Source organism: Ideonella sp. B508-1 (assembly GCF_000333615.1).
In the GTDB taxonomy this organism is placed as follows: Bacteria; Pseudomonadota; Gammaproteobacteria; order Burkholderiales; family Burkholderiaceae_C; genus Ideonella.
Genome location: NZ_BADL01000295.1, coordinates 1 through 16,744, shown reverse-complemented (window position 1 = coordinate 16,744; position 16,744 = coordinate 1). Strand labels below are relative to the sequence as shown.

General features: G+C 69.5%; 11 protein-coding genes and 2 pseudogenes. 5 read left to right on the top strand and 8 right to left on the bottom strand.

Annotation, left to right across the window (positions count from 1 at the left end):
* The 6 genes from I73_RS12760 to dapC form a co-directional block, all read right to left on the bottom strand.
* A partial coding sequence (locus I73_RS12760) for an ABC-F family ATP-binding cassette domain-containing protein (RefSeq protein WP_022980967.1) occupies nucleotides 1-916 on the bottom strand: 916 nt, incomplete at its 3' end.
* Nucleotides 917-952: 36 nt separating this feature from the next.
* A complete protein-coding gene (gene prmB / locus I73_RS12755) occupies nucleotides 953-1,855 on the bottom strand; it encodes a 50S ribosomal protein L3 N(5)-glutamine methyltransferase (RefSeq protein ID WP_022980966.1) in 903 nt (300 codons plus the stop codon).
* Nucleotides 1,856-1,858: 3 nt separating this feature from the next.
* Entirely contained in the window at nucleotides 1,859-3,004 is a 1,146-nt protein-coding gene (gene dapE, locus I73_RS12750; protein WP_022980965.1) for a succinyl-diaminopimelate desuccinylase, read from the bottom strand.
* A 19-nt stretch (nucleotides 3,005-3,023) separates the two neighbouring features.
* On the bottom strand, nucleotides 3,024-4,199 hold the full coding sequence (locus tag I73_RS27725) for a PilT/PilU family type 4a pilus ATPase (protein ID WP_040500337.1): 1,176 nt from the start codon (nucleotides 4,197-4,199) through the stop codon (nucleotides 3,024-3,026).
* An 84-nt stretch (nucleotides 4,200-4,283) separates the two neighbouring features.
* Entirely contained in the window at nucleotides 4,284-5,117 is an 834-nt protein-coding gene (gene dapD / locus I73_RS12740; RefSeq protein ID WP_022980963.1) for a 2,3,4,5-tetrahydropyridine-2,6-dicarboxylate N-succinyltransferase, read from the bottom strand.
* A 20-nt stretch (nucleotides 5,118-5,137) separates the two neighbouring features.
* Entirely contained in the window at nucleotides 5,138-6,328 is a 1,191-nt protein-coding gene (gene dapC, locus I73_RS12735; RefSeq protein ID WP_022980962.1) for a succinyldiaminopimelate transaminase, read from the bottom strand.
* Nucleotides 6,329-6,600: 272 nt separating this feature from the next.
* Here dapC and I73_RS12730 point away from each other — a divergent pair, with 272 nt between their 5' ends.
* Both I73_RS12730 and I73_RS30920 read left to right on the top strand, forming a co-directional pair.
* The gene (locus I73_RS12730) at nucleotides 6,601-7,515 is read left to right on the top strand and encodes an ABC transporter substrate-binding protein (RefSeq protein ID WP_159105883.1); all 915 of its coding nucleotides are present in this window, start codon (nucleotides 6,601-6,603) and stop codon (nucleotides 7,513-7,515) included.
* A complete protein-coding gene (locus I73_RS30920) occupies nucleotides 7,512-9,713 on the top strand; it encodes a hybrid sensor histidine kinase/response regulator (RefSeq protein WP_083876705.1) in 2,202 nt (733 codons plus the stop codon). The genes I73_RS12730 and I73_RS30920 overlap by 4 nt, the downstream gene beginning before the upstream one ends.
* Nucleotides 9,714-9,992: 279 nt before the next feature.
* Here I73_RS30920 and I73_RS31640 read toward each other — a convergent pair.
* Together I73_RS31640 and queF are read right to left on the bottom strand one after the other, a co-directional pair.
* Nucleotides 9,993-10,295, bottom strand: a pseudogene (locus I73_RS31640) (SET domain-containing protein); the annotation flags it as partial.
* Nucleotides 10,296-10,389: 94 nt separating this feature from the next.
* A complete protein-coding gene (gene queF / locus I73_RS27715) occupies nucleotides 10,390-10,815 on the bottom strand; it encodes a preQ(1) synthase (RefSeq protein ID WP_040500338.1) in 426 nt (141 codons plus the stop codon).
* A 347-nt stretch (nucleotides 10,816-11,162) separates the two neighbouring features.
* Between queF and smc the strand changes: the two are divergent.
* The 3 genes and pseudogenes from smc to ligA all read left to right on the top strand — a co-directional run.
* Nucleotides 11,163-14,688, top strand: a pseudogene (smc, locus tag I73_RS27710) (chromosome segregation protein SMC).
* The gene (locus I73_RS12705) at nucleotides 14,685-15,740 is read left to right on the top strand and encodes a cell division protein ZipA C-terminal FtsZ-binding domain-containing protein (protein ID WP_022980958.1); all 1,056 of its coding nucleotides are present in this window, start codon (nucleotides 14,685-14,687) and stop codon (nucleotides 15,738-15,740) included. Before smc ends, I73_RS12705 begins: the two are co-directional and overlap by 4 nt.
* Nucleotides 15,741-15,764: 24 nt before the next feature.
* Nucleotides 15,765-16,744: NAD-dependent DNA ligase LigA (gene ligA, locus I73_RS12700; protein ID WP_026096670.1), on the top strand; the 980-nt coding region annotated here is incomplete at its 3' end.

The window sequence follows — 16,744 nt, the reverse complement described above, 5'->3', positions numbered from 1 at the left end:
TCGGCTCGCGGAACTCGAAGCTGAAATCGGCCGCGGTGAGCACCGGGGCGAGGTTTTCCATCCGCGCCAGGGCCTTGACCCGGCTCTGGGCCTGCTTGGCCTTGGTGGCCTTGGCCTTGAAGCGGTCGATGAACTTCTGCAGGTGGGCGATGCGGTCCTGCTGCTTGGAGAAGGCCGCGGCCTGCTGCTCCATGCGCTCGGCGCGCATTTCCTCGAAGCGGGTGTAGTTGCCGCCGTAGCGGGTCAGCTTGGCCTCGTCCAGGTGCAAGGTGACGGTGGTGATGGCATCCAGGAACTCGCGGTCGTGGCTGATGACCAGCAGGGTGCCGGCGTAGCGCTGCAGCCAGCCTTCCAGCCAGACCAGGGCGTCCAGGTCCAGGTGGTTGGTGGGCTCGTCCAGCAGCAGCAGGTCGCTGGGGCACATCAGGGCGCGGGCCAGCTGCAGGCGCATGCGCCAGCCGCCGGAGAAGCTGTTGACCGGCGCCATCACCTGGTCGAGCTTGAAGCCCAGGCCCAGCAGCAGGGTCTGGGCGCGGGCCTTGGCGTCGAAGGCGCCGGCTTCTTCCAGCGCCAGGTGGGCCTCGGCCATGGCGTGGCCGTCGTCGGCGGCTTCGGCCGCATCCAGCGCGGCCTGGGCCTCCATCAGCGGCAGGTCGCCCTGCAGTACGAAATCGGTGGCCGGGGTGTCCACCTCGGGCATGTGCTGGGCCACCTCGCCCAGGCGCCACTTGGGCGGGATCTCGAAGTCGCCCGCGTCGGCGCCCAGGCGGTGGGCCAGCATGGCGAACAGGCTGGACTTGCCGGCGCCGTTGCGGCCGACCAGGCCGACCTTCTCGCCGGGGTTGAGGGTGACGGTGGCGCTGTCGAGCACCACCTTGACGCCGCGGCGCAGCGTCACATTGCGAAGAGTGATCATGGAACGTCCGAATGCGGTTCGACGTCCCCCGCGGGTTCAGGCCGGGCCGGGCAGGGCGCCAGGCGCGGTCAGCGCATCGCGGGTGACGAGCAGCACCTGGTCGTCGCCGGCGCTGGTGGGCAGCCAGACGACGTCCAGGAGAGGGAAGGCGGCTTCGAAGAAGTCGCGCTCATGGCCGATCTCCAGCACCAGCACGGCGCCGGGGTTCATGTGCGCCGCGGCCTGTCGCAGCAGGGGGCGGATGAAGTCCATGCCGTCGTGTCCGCCGGCGGCATTGCCGGACAGGGCGAGCTGGGGTTCGGCCAGGTATTCCGGCGGCAGGGCCGCCATCGCTTCGGCGTTCACATAGGGCGGGTTGCAGAGGATGAGGTCGAAGGTCTGGCCCGTGACGGCGTGCAAGCCGTCGCCCTGGGCCAGGCGGATGCGGTCGGCCAGGCCGTGCCGCGCGATGTTGATGCGGGCCACGGCCAGCGCATCGTCGGAGAGGTCGGCGCCGGTGACCTGCACCTCGGGCCAGGCCATGGCGGCCAGCACGGCCAAGCTGCCGTTGCCGGTGCACAGGTCCAGCACAGTGTGGGTCTCTTCGCTGAGCCAGGGGTCGATGGTGGCATCGGCCAGGCACTCGGCGATCAGCGAGCGCGGCACGATGACCCGCGGGTCCACCGTGAAGGGCACGCCCTGCAGCCAGGCCTCGCCGGTCAGGTAGGCGGCCGGCTGGCGGCTGTGGATGCGGCGCTCGATCAGCTCGGCGGCCTGGGCGGCTTCGTCGGGCGGCACCGGTTGCTCGGCCACCTCGTCCAGCGCGTCCAGCGGCAGGTCCAGCGACCACAGCACCAGCCAGGCGGCCTCGTCGAAGGCGTTGGTGGTGCCATGCCCAAACGAAACGCCCGCCTCGGTGAGGCGGGCGCTGCTGCGCTCGATCAGTTCCAGGACGGTCATGGGTCAGGCCAGCAGGGTTTCCAGGGTGCGGCGGTAGATGTTCTTCAGTGGCTCCACGCTGTCCACGGCCACATGCTCGTTGACCTTGTGGATGGTGACGTTCACCGGACCGAATTCCACCACCTGTTCGCACAGCTTGGCAATGAAGCGGCCATCGGAGGTGCCGCCGGTGGTGGAGAGCTCGGTCCTCACACCGGTCTCCGCCTGGATGGCCTCGCTCAGCGCGGTGACCAGGCTGCCCACCGGGGTCAGAAAGGGCTCGCCACCCAGGGTCCAGTCGATGCGCCACTGCAGCTGGTGGCGATCCAGCACCTGGGCCACGCGGGCCTTCAGGCTTTCGGGCGTGGAGGCGGTGGAGAAGCGGAAGTTGAAGTCCACCACCAGCTCGCCCGGAATCACGTTGGTGGCACCGGTGCCGGCGTGGATGTTGGAGATCTGCCAGGTGGTGGGCGGAAAGTATTCGTTGCCCGCATCCCATTCGGTGGCGGCCAGTTGGGCCAGGGCCGGGGCGGCTTCATGCACCGGGTTGCGCGCCAGCTGCGGGTAGGCCACATGGCCCTGCACGCCGGTGACGACCAGCTTGCCCGAGAGCGAGCCGCGGCGGCCGTTCTTGATCATGTCGCCGAGCTTCTCGACGCAGGTAGGCTCGCCGACGATGCAGCAGTCCAGCCGCTCGCCACGCTCGCGCAGGGCTTGCACCACCTTGACGGTGCCGTCGACCGAGGGGCCTTCCTCGTCGCTGGTGATCAGGAAGGCGACCCGCCCGGCATGCCCTGGGTGGGCCCGCACGAACTCTTCGGCGGCCACCACCATGGCGGCCACCGAGGTCTTCATGTCCGCCGCGCCACGGCCGAAGAGCTTGCCCTCGCGGTGGCTGGGCACGAAGGGGTCGCTGTTCCACAGGGCCAGCGGGCCGGGCGGCACCACGTCGGTGTGGCCGGCGAAGACCACCGTGGGGCCGGGGCGGCCGCCATCGTGCACGGCCCACAGGTTCTGGACGCGGAAGTCCTCCGGGCCGAAGGGCAGGTGCTCGGCCACGAAGCCCAGGGCGGTGAGCCGCTGGGCGATCAGGTCCTGGCAACCATGGTCGGCCGGGGTGACGGAAGGGCGGGCGATCAGGTCTTCGACCAGGCGCAGGGTATCGGACATCAGGACTGCAGGAGCGGGTTCAGCGCGTGCGGGCGCCAACCAGGGGGGCGGGCGTGGCCGTCTCGGGCACCACGTCCAGCGTGATCTCGGTGAAGGAGGGGCTGTCGGGCTCGGCCGGGGTGGGCGCCACGCGCGAGACCGGGGCCTGCTCGTTTTGCAGGCGCCACAGCAGGTTGGTGGGCGAATCGGCCTGGGCCAGGGCCTCGTCGCGCGAGACCAGGCCTTCCTTGATCATCTTGGACAGCTCCTGCTCGAAGGTCTGGGAACCTTCGGCCAGGGAGCGCTCCATCGCCTCCTTGACGCCAGCGAAGTCGCCCTTCTCGATCATCTCGGCCACCAGCTTGGAGTTCTGCATCACCTCCACCGCCGGAATGCGGCCGCCCTTCATCGAGCGCAGCAGGCGCTGCGAGACGATGGCCTTGAGGGCGGCGGACAGGTCGGCCAGCAGGGCCGGGCGGGCTTCGGGTGTGTAGAAGGAGAGGATCCGGCCCAGGGCGTGGTAGCTGTTGTTGGCGTGCAGCGTGGCCAGCACCAGGTGGCCCGACAGGGCGTAGGAGATCGTCTGCGACATGGTCTCGCGGTCGCGGATCTCGCCGATCATGATGCAGTCCGGGGCCTGGCGCAGCGCGTTCTTCAGCGCGATGTGCATGCTGGCCGTGTCGCGCCCCACCTCGCGCTGGTTGACGATCGAGCGCTTGTTGTTGAACAGGAACTCGATCGGGTCTTCGATGGTGAGGATGTGGCCCGAGACGTTCTGGTTGCGCCACTCCAGCATGGCGGCCATGGTGGTGCTCTTGCCGGTGCCGGTGGCCCCCACCATCAGGATCAGGCCGCGCTTTTCCAGCGACAGCGGCGCCAGGATGGGCGGCAGGTTCAGTGTGTCGATCGAGGGGATCTTGACCGGCACGCAACGCACCACCGCGGCGATGCTGTTGCGCTGCTTGAAGCCCGAGAGGCGGAAGCTGCCGACCTTGGGGATGCCGATGCCGATGTTGAGTTCACCGGTCTGGTCGAGCTCCTCAAGCTGCTCGGCCGACAGCACCTCGGCCAGCAGGGCGCGGGGCATGCTGGGGGCCAGCACATGGTCGGTGATGGGCATCAGCTGCCCGTTGATCTTCAGCAGCGCCGGGGCATTGGCCGACAGGTAGAGGTCTGAGGCCCCCTTTTCCGCCATCAGCTGCAGGACACGTTGCATGTTCATCCGCGAGATCTCCCAAAGGTCGGAGCCGACAGCATAGGTGGAAAAAGGGCAGAAGGGGCCAACGGCGGGCGTGCCGTGTCAGCCGCGCAGCAGGTCGTTGATGCTGGTCTTGGAGCGGGTCTGGGCGTCCACGCGCTTGACGATGATGGCCGCGTACATGCTGTAGGCCTGGCCGGAGGCCGTCGTCTTGGGCAGGTTGCCGCTGACCACCACCGAGCCGCTGGGCACGCGGCCGTAGCTGATCTCGCCGGTCTCGCGGTTGAACAGCGGGGTGCTCTGGCCGATGTACACACCCATGCCGATCACCGAGTTCTCCTCGACGATCACGCCTTCGACCACCTCGGAGCGGGCGCCGATGAAGCAGTTGTCCTCGATGATGGTCGGGTTGGCCTGCAGGGGTTCGAGCACGCCGCCCAGGCCCACGCCGCCGGACAGGTGCACGTTCTTGCCGACCTGGGCGCAGGAGCCGACGGTGGCCCAGGTGTCGACCATGGTGCCTTCGTCCACGTAGGCGCCGATGTTCACGTAGCTGGGCATCAGGATGGCGCCCTTGGCCACGAAGCTGCCACGGCGGGCCACGGCCGGCGGCACCACGCGCACGCCGGTGGCGGCCAGGGTGGCGTCGTCCATGGCGCCGAACTTGGTGTCCACCTTGTCGAAGAAGGCCAGCTCGCCGGCGCGCATCACGCGGTTGTCGTTCAGGCGGAAGGACAGCAGCACCGCCTTCTTGACCCATTGGTTGACCTGCCACTGGCCCACGGCCTGGCGTTCGGCCACGCGCAGGCGGCCGGCGTCCAACTCGGCGATGACATGGGCCACTGCCTCGCGCACGTCGGCCGGGGCCTGGGTGGTGCTCAGTTCGGCGCGCTGGTCCCAGGCGGTTTCGATGATGGTCTGCAGTTGTTGTGTCATGACAGGGCAGGGAGGGAAGGTCAGAGGGATCGGGTGTAGTCGACGATGCGCTGGGCGGCTTCCACGCACTCGTCGAGTTCGGCCACCAGGGCCATGCGGATGCGGCCGGCGCCGGGGTTCACGCCATGGGCCTCACGGGCCAGCAGGCTGCCGGGCAGCACCGCCACATTGTATTGAGCGAGCAAGCCCAGGCTGAAGGCGATGTCGTCGCCCCCGGGCACGGCGGCCCAGAGGTAGAAGCTGGCGTCGGGCAGCTTCACGTCCAGCACCTCGGCCAGCATGGGGGTGACGCGCTCGAACTTCTGGCGGTACTGGGCCCGGTTGGCCTGCACATGGGCCTCGTCGTTCCAGGCGGCAATGCTGGCCATCTGCACCGTCTTGCTCATCGCGCTGCCGTGGTAGGTGCGGTAGAGCAGGAAGGCCTTGAGGATGCGGGCGTCGCCGGCCACAAAGCCCGAGCGCATGCCCGGCACGTTGGAGCGCTTGGACAGGCTGGAGAGCACGACCAGGTTGCGGAAGTCGTCACGGCCCAGGGCCTTGGCGGCCTGCAACGCCCCCAGCGGGGCTTCAGAACGGAAGTAGATCTCCGAATAGCACTCATCGCTGGCGATCACGAAACCATGTCGGTCACTCAGCTCGAACAGACGCTGCCATTCGTCCAGCGGCATCACGGCGCCGGTGGGGTTGCCGGGCGAGCAGGCAAAGACCAGGCGGGTGCGGGCCCAGGTGGCCTCGTCGATCTGCGACCAGTCGCAGGCGAAATTGCGGGCCGGATCGCTGTTGGCGAAGGCCGTGTTGGCGCCGCCCAGCAGGGCTGCGCCTTCATAGATTTGATAGAACGGGTTGGGGCAGACCACCACCGCGTCGCGCTCGCCCGGGTCCAGCACCGTCTGGGCCAGCGAGAACAGCGCCTCGCGCGAGCCGTTGACCGGCAGCACCTGGGTGGCGGCGTCCAGCGTCACGCCGTAGCGGCGTTGCACCCAGCCGGCAATCGCCTCGCGCAGGGCCGGCTCGCCGGCGGTGGCGGGGTAGCTGGACAGGCCGGAGAGGTGGGCGCACAGGGCTTCCTCCACCAGGGCCGGAGCCGGGTGCTTGGGCTCGCCGATGCCCAGGCTGATGGGCCGCAAGGCCGGGTTGGGGGTGATGTCGCGCGTGAGGGCGCGCAGGCGTTCGAAGGGGTAGGCGTGCAGCCGGCCGAGCAGCGGGTTCATGGGCGCGAATTATCGGCGAGCGGCCCGGGTGTCGCCTGCGCGAAACGACAAGTCCGGATTTGCAACAAATCTTGTAGGATCGTCCGTCCCCACCCGCATGCATCAGCACGATGTACGCGGGTCGGCGTATGTTGGGGGTCGGGTTCGGATCCGGCAAAAAAAGATTGACGGGAAGTGCACCGACCATGTGGCGAGCGGGAGCGGGGCGATGAGACGACGCCGGCTGCTGCATGCTGCAGCCGCGCCGCTGCTGGCCGGCGGGCTGTCGGCCTGTGGCCGTTCCCCCGGAGCCCTCTCAGGCCAGCGAAACCCTGCGCCTGGCCATTGACCTGTGGCCGGGCTATCTGCCCGGCGTGCTGGCCGACGAACTGGGTTGGCTGTTGCCCGAAGGCATTCAGCTCAAGGTCTTCTACCCCGGGGACACCGACAAGATGCTGGCCGACTTCACGGCGGGCCGCTACGACGTGATGGGCGCCTCGCTGGGCGACCTCATCACCATCACGCGGGGCCACCTGGCGGTCAAGGTGATCACCATCACCGATGAATCCGCCGGTGGCGACATGGTGCTGGCCCGGCCCGGGCTGAGGCTGCGCCCCGACGGGCACTACACCATTGGCACCAACCTGGGCGGCTTCGGCGAGGTCTTCCTGCAGGAGTTCATCCGGCGCCATCACCTGGAGTCGGCGCACTGGTCCTGGGTCAATGCCGATGCGGCCGAGGTGCCCGCACTGATGGGGGCCGGCAAGCTGGACGTGGGCCACACCTGGGATCCCTACGCCTCCCGGGCCGTGGCGGCCGGGGCGCAGAAGCTGTTCACCAGCCTGGAAACGCCGGGGCTGGTGTCCGATGTGCTGGTGGCCACCAATGCCACCATCCAGCGGCGCAGCCGGCTGCTCAAGCGCTTCCTGCGCTTCTGGTTCCAGGCCCTGGACTGGTGGCTGACCCATCCCGAGGACGCACGCAAGCTGCTGGCCCGGCGGGTGAACATGGAGCCCGACCGCATCTCCCTGCAGGGCCTGCGCCTGATCGATCTGGCACACAACCGGCAATTGATGATCGGCGTCGATGGCAAGGGGCCGGGCCTGGCGCCCATCGTGCAGCGCTACAGCGACTACTTCGTGGACAAGGGCTCGGTGGCGCGACCGATGATCGCGGCCGACCTGCTCGACGGGGAACTGCTGCCATGAGAACCCGCCTGTTCGTGGCCACGATGCTGTTCGGGGTGGCGGTGCTGCCCCTGGGCATCGTCTCGGGCCTGCAGCTGCGGCGCGATGTCCAGCAGATCCTGGACGGCCAGGACCAGATCCTCAGCGGCCTGGGTCAGGAGGCCGCGCGGGGGCTGAGCCAGCGACTGTTCCACCTGCAGGACAACATCCGCGCCGATGCAGCCATCCCCGGGCTGGCCGAGGCCGTGCAGCATCCGGACAAGGTCGACGCGCTGTGGCTCAACAAGGTCGTCAACATGGTGAGCCTGCGCGAGCCGGTGAACACCACCTCGGTGGGCGTGCTGGACGCGGCGGGCATCGACATCGCCGACACCCAGGCCCAGCGCATCGGCCGCATCGAGGCATCGGAGGCTTACTACCGGCAGGCGGCCTCTCGCACCTACCCTTCGATCGTGGGGCCGATGCATTCGCCGGAAGACGGCCGCGGCGTCTTGTTCGTGCTGGGGCCCATCCGTGCCGAGGGCAAGGTGGTGGGCCTGCTGCGCATGCGGCTGGAAGAGAGCCTCTTGGGCCAGGCGCTGTCCGAGGCCCTGGCCGACCAGCCCGCCATGCAGGGCCTGGTGTTCGACGGCAACGGCGCGGTGCGTGCCTGGACCGATCCGGAAGTCCAGAGCGGCGACCCTCTGCCGGCCGACCTCACACGCACCAGTGCCAAGCATGTCGATGTGGCTTGGCAGGGCGGACGGCTGCGTGGCGCCATCGAGCCGGTGCCCGGCACCGACCTGCGGGTGCTGGCTTACGAGGACTGGGGGCGCTACGAGCAACTGGCCCATTCCCGTGAGCAAGATTGGCTGATCTTCATGGGCGTGCTGACCGTGCTGGCCCTGGGGGCGGCCTGGACCATCGCCGACCGCATGGCCCGCCCGGTGGACGAGCTCAGCCGCAACGCCGAGGCCGTGGCCGGGGGCGAGCTGGCCCGGCAGATGCCGGTGCAGGGCACCGACGAGCTCCAGCGCCTGAGCCGGGCCTTCAACCTGATGCGCGAGCACCTGGTGGCCAACCTGCGCTCGCTGTCCGACGAGCTGGCCCAGCGCAAGCTGGCCGAGACGGCCCTGCGGACCAGCGAGTCGCAGTTGCAGACCCTCAACCAGCGGCTGGAGCAGGAGGTGCGCGAGCGCACCGCCGAACTGGCCGCGGCCAAGGAGGCGGCCGAGACCAGCAGCCGGGCCAAGAGCGCCTTCCTGGCCAACATGAGCCACGAGATCCGCACGCCGATGAACGCCATCATCGGGCTGACGGGGCTGATGCGCGACGCCGCCAAGGAGCCCGAGCAGCTGGAGCGGCTGGGCAAGGTGTCCACCGCGGCCGGCCACCTGATGGGCCTGATCAACGATGTGCTGGACCTGTCCCGCATCGAGGCGGGCAAGCTGTCCTTGGAAATCGTCACCTTCTCGCCGGTCGATCTGCTGCACCGGACCATGGTCATGGTGGAGCAGGGGGCGCGCGACAAGAAGCTGCAGCTGCGCACCGACATCGATCCGCTGCTGCCCGCCTACCTGCGCGGCGACGAGCGGCGGCTGGGTCAGATCCTGCTGAACTTCCTGGGCAACGCGATCAAGTTCACCTCGGTGGGCGAGGTGGGCTTGCGGGTGCAGATGCTGCGCCGCGAAGGCCAGCAGGTCTGGCTGCGCTGCGAGGTGTGGGACACCGGCATCGGCCTGTCGCCCGAGCAGCAGGCCCGGGTCTTCGATGCCTTCGAGCAGGCGGACGTCTCCACCACCCGCCGCTTCGGCGGCACGGGGCTGGGGCTGACCATCAGCCGTCAGCTCTGCCAGCTGATGGGCGGGCAGATCGGCGTGGCCAGCCAGCTGGGCGAGGGCAGCCGCTTCTGGATCGTCGTGCCCTTGCAGACGCCGCAGGAGTTCACCCCGGCCGAAGCCCTGCCGCAGTCGGCCCGTGGCCCGGTGCGCTGGGATGGGCATCGGGCCCTGGTGGTGGACGACAACCCGGTCAACCTGGAGGTGATGCAGGCCATGCTGGTGCGCCACGGCCTGGTGGTGGACTGCGCCAGCGACGGCGTGCTGGCGGTGGCGCGGGCCCAGAGCCAGGCCTACGACCTGATCCTGATGGACATGCACATGCCCTTGATGGACGGCCTGGAGGCCACGCGCGCATTCGGGCCCTGCCGCTGCACACTGGCACGCCCATCCTGGCCATGACGGCCCATGTCTACAAGGAAGACGGGGAGCGCTGCCAGGCCGCGGGCATGAACGGCCACCTGGCAAAGCCATCGACGTGCAGGCCCCTGGAAAAGCCCCTGGACCATTGGCTTGCCCCCGGGCCGAAGCCGGCCGGGCCCGGCGTCGGCCTGATTCAGAGCCGGCCAGGCAGCCCGGGGCGCCGCAGCTGCAGGCCAGGCGGCCTTCGTGGTGGGTGTCGCCGTAGTTCACAGTCAGCTCTTCGCCCACGGCGATGTCGCGCAGCGCGTAGAACTCGATGCGGCCCTCGTCCACGCTCAGCCGCGCATTGGGCTGGCAGCTGTGGTTGGTGAAGCGCATCGGGTCGGTCGAGCGGGCCAGGTCCACCGCCGTCTTGTGCGAGACCTCGACGATCATGATGCGCGCCAGTGTGGCGGCGCGACGCCGGGCCTCGGCCACGGTGATGGACTCGCCGCGGACTTCGCCGATCTTCTGCCAGCGCGGCACCGGCTCCAGCGCGAACACGCCGAAGCCGTCGATCGGGCTGCGCCGTACCGCCACGTCGTACTTCTGATAGGGCGGGCGGATGGCCAGGCAGCCCATCAGCAAGGCCTCCCGGTCGGGCGCGGGTGGCCCGAAGATGACCGGTGGCTGAGATGCTGGCGATGGGGCACGCGGGGCGAGCTTGGGCAAGGCGTCAGAGGCCGGTGGCGTGCGGCAGGTGAGGGGCCGGCACCACGGCGTCGCCCTTCCAGCCGCGCTTGCGGTGCTCGGCGATCACATTGGTGTAGATGCCGCCGCGCACATACCAGCGGGCGGTGATGCGGGCGTAGCGCGGGTTGGTGGTGGCCACGATCTTGCTGAGGATGTCGTTGGTCACCTTCTCGTGGAAGGCGCCTTCGTTGCGGAAGCTCCACATATACATCTTCAGGCTCTTGAGCTCCACGCACAGCTTGTCGGCCACCATGTCGATGACGAAGTGGGCGAAGTCCGGCTGGCCGGTCAGCGGGCAGTGGCAGGTGAACTCGGGGATCTGGAACTGGATGACGTAGTCACGCTCGGGCGCCGGGTTCGGGAAGACATGCAGCTCCTTCGAGGGCGCGCTCGGCGGGTTGACCGGCATCGGGCGCTCGGTCGTGGCCGCGGCGGCGGCCTTGGCGGCGCGGGCCGGCTTGGCAGCAGGCTTCGAAGTGGTCTTCGAGGGGGTCTTCACGGGCGTCTTGGGGGCGGCGGGGGTACGGGCCATGGCAGCACAGGCGCAATGCGCAAAACAAACAGGGCCGACGCCGACGGATGGCCGGGCGGCCCAGACAGGGGATTCGGGCTGCTGCACCAGCCCGGGCATTGGAGTGCGCGATGATATCATCCTGCGCACATCATTTGCCCTGTTTCGGGCAAAAAATACTCATAAATCAACAGGTTAGCGAGGAGGCCTGATCCACCGAAGGGTCGGCGCCGTTCCCCCACTGCATGCGGCTCAACCAGATCAAGCTTTCCGGCTTCAAGTCCTTCGCCGAGCCCACCACCTTCCAGCTGCCCGGGCAGCGCGTGGGCGTGGTGGGCCCCAATGGCTGCGGCAAGTCCAACATCATGGACGCGGTGCGCTGGGTGCTGGGCGAATCCAAGGCCAGCGAACTGCGTGGCGAGTCCATGCAGGACGTGATCTTCAACGGTTCCGGCAACCGCAAGCCGGCCAGCCGCGCCAGCGTCGAGCTGGTGTTCAACAACGAGAGCGGCCGGGCCGGTGGCGTCTGGAACCAGTACGCCGAAATCGCCGTCAAGCGCGTGCTCACGCGCGACGGCAACAGCAGCTACTTCATCAACAACCAGGCGGTGCGCCGGCGCGATGTGCAGGACGTGTTCCTGGGCACCGGCCTGGGCCCACGGGCCTACGCCATCATCGGCCAGGGCACCATCAGCCGCATCATCGAGTCGCGGCCCGAGGAACTGCGCCTGTTCCTGGAAGAGGCCGCCGGCGTCTCCAAGTACAAGGAACGCCGCCGCGAGACCGAGAACCGCCTGAAGGACACGCGCGAGAACCTGACCCGGGTCGAGGACATCCTGCGCGAGCTCAACGCCAACCTCGACAAGCTGGAGCACCAGGCCGAGGTGGCCACCCGTTACCGCGGCCTGCAGGAGCAGGGCACGCTCAAACTGCACCAGCTCTGGTTCCTCAAGCACCGCGACGCGGCCACCGAGGAAGAGCGGGTCAAGCTGGCCATGCTGGAGGCCACCAATGCGCTGGAGTCGCGCATGGCCGAGCTGCGCCATGTCGAGGCCCAGCTCGAGACCATTCGCCAGGCCCATTACGAGGCTTCCGACGCGCTGCACACCCGCCAGGGTGACCTGGCCCAGGCCTCGCTGGAGGTGAGCCGGCTGGAGGAGCGCATCCGCTACGTGGTCGAAGGCCGCCAGCGGGCCCAGGCCCGCCTGGGCGAGCTGCAGGCTCAGAACGAGCAGTGGCAGCAGCGCCGCGAAGAGGCCCTGGCCGAGCAGGAGACCATCGCCGAGCAGATCGCCGCGGCGGAGGAGCAGGCCGAGATCCTGGCCGCCCAGGCCGAGGAAGAGGCCGGTTCCTCGCCCCAGCACGAGGAGGCCGTGCGCGCCGCCCAGGCCCGTGCCAACGAGCAGCGCACGGTGGTGGCCCAGGTGCAGCAGCAGATCCAGGTGCTGGCCGCCGAAAGCCGCAACATCGACGAGCAGAGCCGTGGCCTGCGCGCCCGGCGTGAACGCCTGGCCAGCGAGCGCCAGGGCCTGGCCGCGCCGGACGCTNGACAATTGCCACCACTGCGCGAAGAGCTCTCCATCCCCGAAGAAGCCCGGCGGAAGGCCAAGCCCGGCTGCACGAGCTGAACGAACAACTGCCCGCACTGGACGAGCAGCGCCGCACGCAGCAGACCTGGTCAACCGCGAAGGCGCCAAGCAGGCCGACCTGACCGCCGCCTGGGAGGCCTTGCGCACCCTGCAGGAGAAGGTGCAGACGAGGGGCAAGCTCAAGCCCTGGCTGGCCAAGCACGGGCTGGACGGCCTGCAAGGCCTGTGGACCAAGGTGCACATCGAATCCGGCTGGGAAGTGGCGCTGGAAGCCGCGCTGCGCGAACGCCTGAACGCCCTGTCCGTGGGCCGGCTGGAGACGGTGCGGGCCTTCGAGCAGGACGCCCCGCCGGCCAAGCTGGCCTTCTATTCGCCGCCGGCCACGGGGGCGGTTCATCCGCCGGCCGGCACCGCGGGCCTGGCCCCGCTGGCCGACTTGCTGCGGGTGGAAGACGCGGGCCTCAAGGCCTTGCTGACCGACTGGCTGGCCGGCGTCTACACCGCCGCCAGCGTGGAAGACGCACTGGCCCGCCGCGCCCAGCTGCAGCACGGCGAGCTGCTGATGACCCAGAAGGGCCATGCGGTCTCGCAGTTCGCGGTCAACTTCTACGCCGAGGATTCCGAGCAGGCCGGCATGCTGGCCCGCGCCCAGGAGATCGAGAACCTGGACCGTGGCACCCGCGCCCAGGCCCTGTTGGTGGACGAGGCCCGCACCGCGCTGGTCCGGCTGGAGGCGGCCTACACCGAGGCCGCCCAGCGCCTGGCCCAGGCCCGGCGCGAAGCCAGCGACACCCAATCCCAGGCCCACCAGCTGCAGATGCAGTGGGTGCAGCTGAGCCAGCAGGCCGAGGCCGCCAACACCCGGCGCGGCCAGCTGGAAGAGGAGCTGGCCGAGATCGATGGCCAGATGGACGAGCTCTCGGAGCGCCGCGCCACCGGCGAGGCCCGCTTCGAAGAGCTGGACATGGAACTGGCCAACACCCAGGAGCGCCATGCCGAGCTGGAAGAGGCGGTGATCCAGGCCGAGCGCAAGCTGGCCGGCGCCCGCGAGCAGCTGCGCGCCCTGGAGCGCCAGGCCCAGGAAGCCCAGTTCCAGGCCCGCGCGCTGGCCTCGCGCCGGGGTGAGCTGCAGCGCGCCATCGAAACCGCCCAGCAGCAGATCCACGCCAACACCGCCAGCGGCGAACAGCTGCAGTTGGAGCTGGAGAGCTTCAACGACGCCGCCGCCCAGGCCGGCCTGCAGGAGGCCCTGGCCATCCGCGCCGAGAAGGAAGAGGCCCTGGCGAAAACGCGCATCCGCTATGACGAGCTGTCGCACCAGCTGCGCCAGGCCGACGAGCAGCGCCTGGGCTTCGAGCGCAGCCTGGAGCCGCTGCGCGAGCGCATCACCAAGCTGCAGCTGGAGCAGCAGGCCGCCGCGCTGGGGGGCCAGCAGTACCTGGAGCAGCTGACCGCCGCCGAGGTGGACCTGGAGGCCCTGGCCCGCGCCATCGAGGAAGGGCAGGTCAAGCTCTACGGTCTGCAGGGCGAGATCGACCGCATCAACCGCGAGATCGCCAGCCTGGGCGCCGTCAACCTGGCCGCGCTGGACGAACTGGCCGCCGCGCGCGAGCGCAAGACCTTCCTGGATGCGCAGAACGCCGACCTGATGGACGCCATCACCACGCTGGAAGGCGCGATCCACAAGATCGACCTGGAAACCCGCGACCTGCTGATGAGCACCTTCAACCAGGTCAACGAGGGCTTCGGCCGCATGTTCCCCAGCCTGTTCGGCGGTGGCACGGCCAAGCTCATCATGACCGGTGACGAGGTGCTGGACGCGGGCGTGCAGGTGATGGCCCAGCCGCCGGGCAAGAAGAACTCGACCATCCACCTGCTGTCGGGGGGCGAAAAGGCCCTGACCGCCATCGCGCTGGTGTTCGCCATCTTCATGCTGAACCCGGCGCCGTTCTGTCTGCTCGACGAGGTGGACGCGCCGCTGGACGACGCCAACACGGAACGCTACGCCCGGCTGGTGGCCGAGATGTCCACCAAGGGCACGCAGTTCCTGTTCATCTCGCACAACAAGATCGCCATGGAAATGGCCGAACAGCTCATTGGGGTGACCATGCAAGAGCAAGGCGTGTCCCGCATCGTGGCGGTGGACATGGAAGCCGCCGTCAACATGATGGAGGCGGCATGACGTTGACCGTGGGGCTGGCCATTCTGGCTGGCGTGGTGCTGCTGGGGGTGGTGGTGCAGGGCGCCTGGGCGGCCCGCAAGGCGGGGCCGCGGGCCCTGCCGGAGCTGGGCGAGCGCCAGGAGCCTTCGCTGGGTGAGGGCGGGGCGGCCGGGGGCGAGGAGCCCTCTCTGGCCGATCCCGTGGCGGCGCTGACCGAGCCCGGCGTGGCCCGGCCGACACCCACCCGCCGCAGTGCCCGCATCGACGCGCTGATCGACGCCATCGCTACCCTCACGCCCGAAGGGCCGGTGAGCGGTGAATTGGCCCTGCAACACCTGCCGCCCACCCGGCGCGCCGGTGGCAAGCCCTTCCAGATCGAGGGCCTGAACGCCGACAGCGGCGAATGGGAAGTGCCGCGGCCGGGCCAGCGCTACGGCGAATTCCAGGCCGGCTTGCAGATGGCCAACCGCAGCGGCGCCGTCAACGAGATCGAGTACTCCGAGTTCGTCCAGAAGATCCAGCCCTTTGCCGACGCGCTGGGCGCGACGGTGGACTTCCCCGACATGCTGGACGTGGTGGCCCGCGCCCGCGAGCTGGACGCCTTCGCCAGCCAGCACGACGCCCAGCTGGGTGCCTTGCTGCGGGCCAATTCGGTGGCCTGGTCGGTGGGCTATCTGCAGCAGTGCGCAGCCCGCCACGGCTTCGTGCCGGGCGCGGTGCCGGGCCGGCTGGTGCTGCCTTCGGCCGACGAGGGTGCGCCGCCGGTGCTGGTGCTGGCCTTCGATTCGCAGGTGGCCCTGTCCGACGATCCGGGGCAGGCCGCGCTGCGCGAGGTGTCTCTGAGTCTGGACGTGCCGCAGACGCCTGAGAGCGGCGAGCCCTTTGCCGCCTGGCAGGAATGTGCCCGCCGCCTGGCCGACGACCTGGATGCCACCCTGGTGGACGACCGCGGCACCGTGATCACGCTGCACGCCTTTGCCACCATCGGCCAGGAGCTGGGTCGGCTGTACCGCGCGCTGGAGCAGCACGATCTGGCCGCCGGCACCGCGGCGGCGCGGCGTCTTTTCAGCTGACCTGTTCCAGGCTCTGCCATGCCCATGAATGAAACATCGGTGCCGCCCGAGGCGGCTGCCGAGGCCGCACAGCTGCGCGCCACGCTGCACCATCACGCCCACCAGTACTACGTGCTGGATGCTCCTGAGCTGCCCGATGCCGAGTACGACCGCCTGTTCCAGCGCTTGCAGGCGCTGGAGGCGCAGTACCCCAGCCTGCTGACGGCCGACTCGCCCACCCAGCGGGTGGGGGGGCGCGTGCTGGATGGCTTCACCCCGGTGCGCCACGCGGTGGCGATGCTGTCCATCCGCACCGAGACCGACACCACCGCTGGCGGGGCCGAGGCCTTTGATGCCCGGGTGCGGCGTGAGCTGGCCCTGGCCGAAGACGCGGCCCCCATCGAGTACGCCGCCGAGCTGAAGTTCGATGGTCTGGCCATGAACCTGCGCTACGAGCACGGCGTGCTGGTGCAGGCCGCCACCCGGGGCGATGGCGAGACCGGCGAGGACGTGACCCAAAACATCCGCACCATCGGCCAGATCCCGCTGCGGCTGATCGGCGCCACGCCGCCGGTGCTGGAGATCCGCGGCGAGGTCTTCATGCGGCGCGACGACTTCGAGGCCCTGAACGAGCGGCAGCGCGCGCTGATTGCCGCGGGCGCCAAGAACGAGAAGACCTTCGTCAACCCGCGCAATGCCGCCGCCGGCGCGGTGCGCCAGCTGGACCCGGCCATTGCCGCCAAGCGCCCGCTGAGTTTCTATGCCTACGGCCTGGGCGAGGTGCAGGGCTGGGACGTGCCAGCCACCCACAGCGGCCTGCTGGACGCCGTGGCGGCGCTGGGCCTGCCGGTGTGTGAGCACCGCGCGGTGGTGCAGGGCGCCGCGGGCCTGGTGGCCTTTCACGAGCGCATGGCGGCGCTGCGCGACAGCCTGCCCTTCGACATCGACGGCGTGGTCTACAAGGTGAACGACCGGGCCCTGCAGGAGCGCCTGGGCTTCGTCACCCGTGAGCCGCGCTGGGCCGT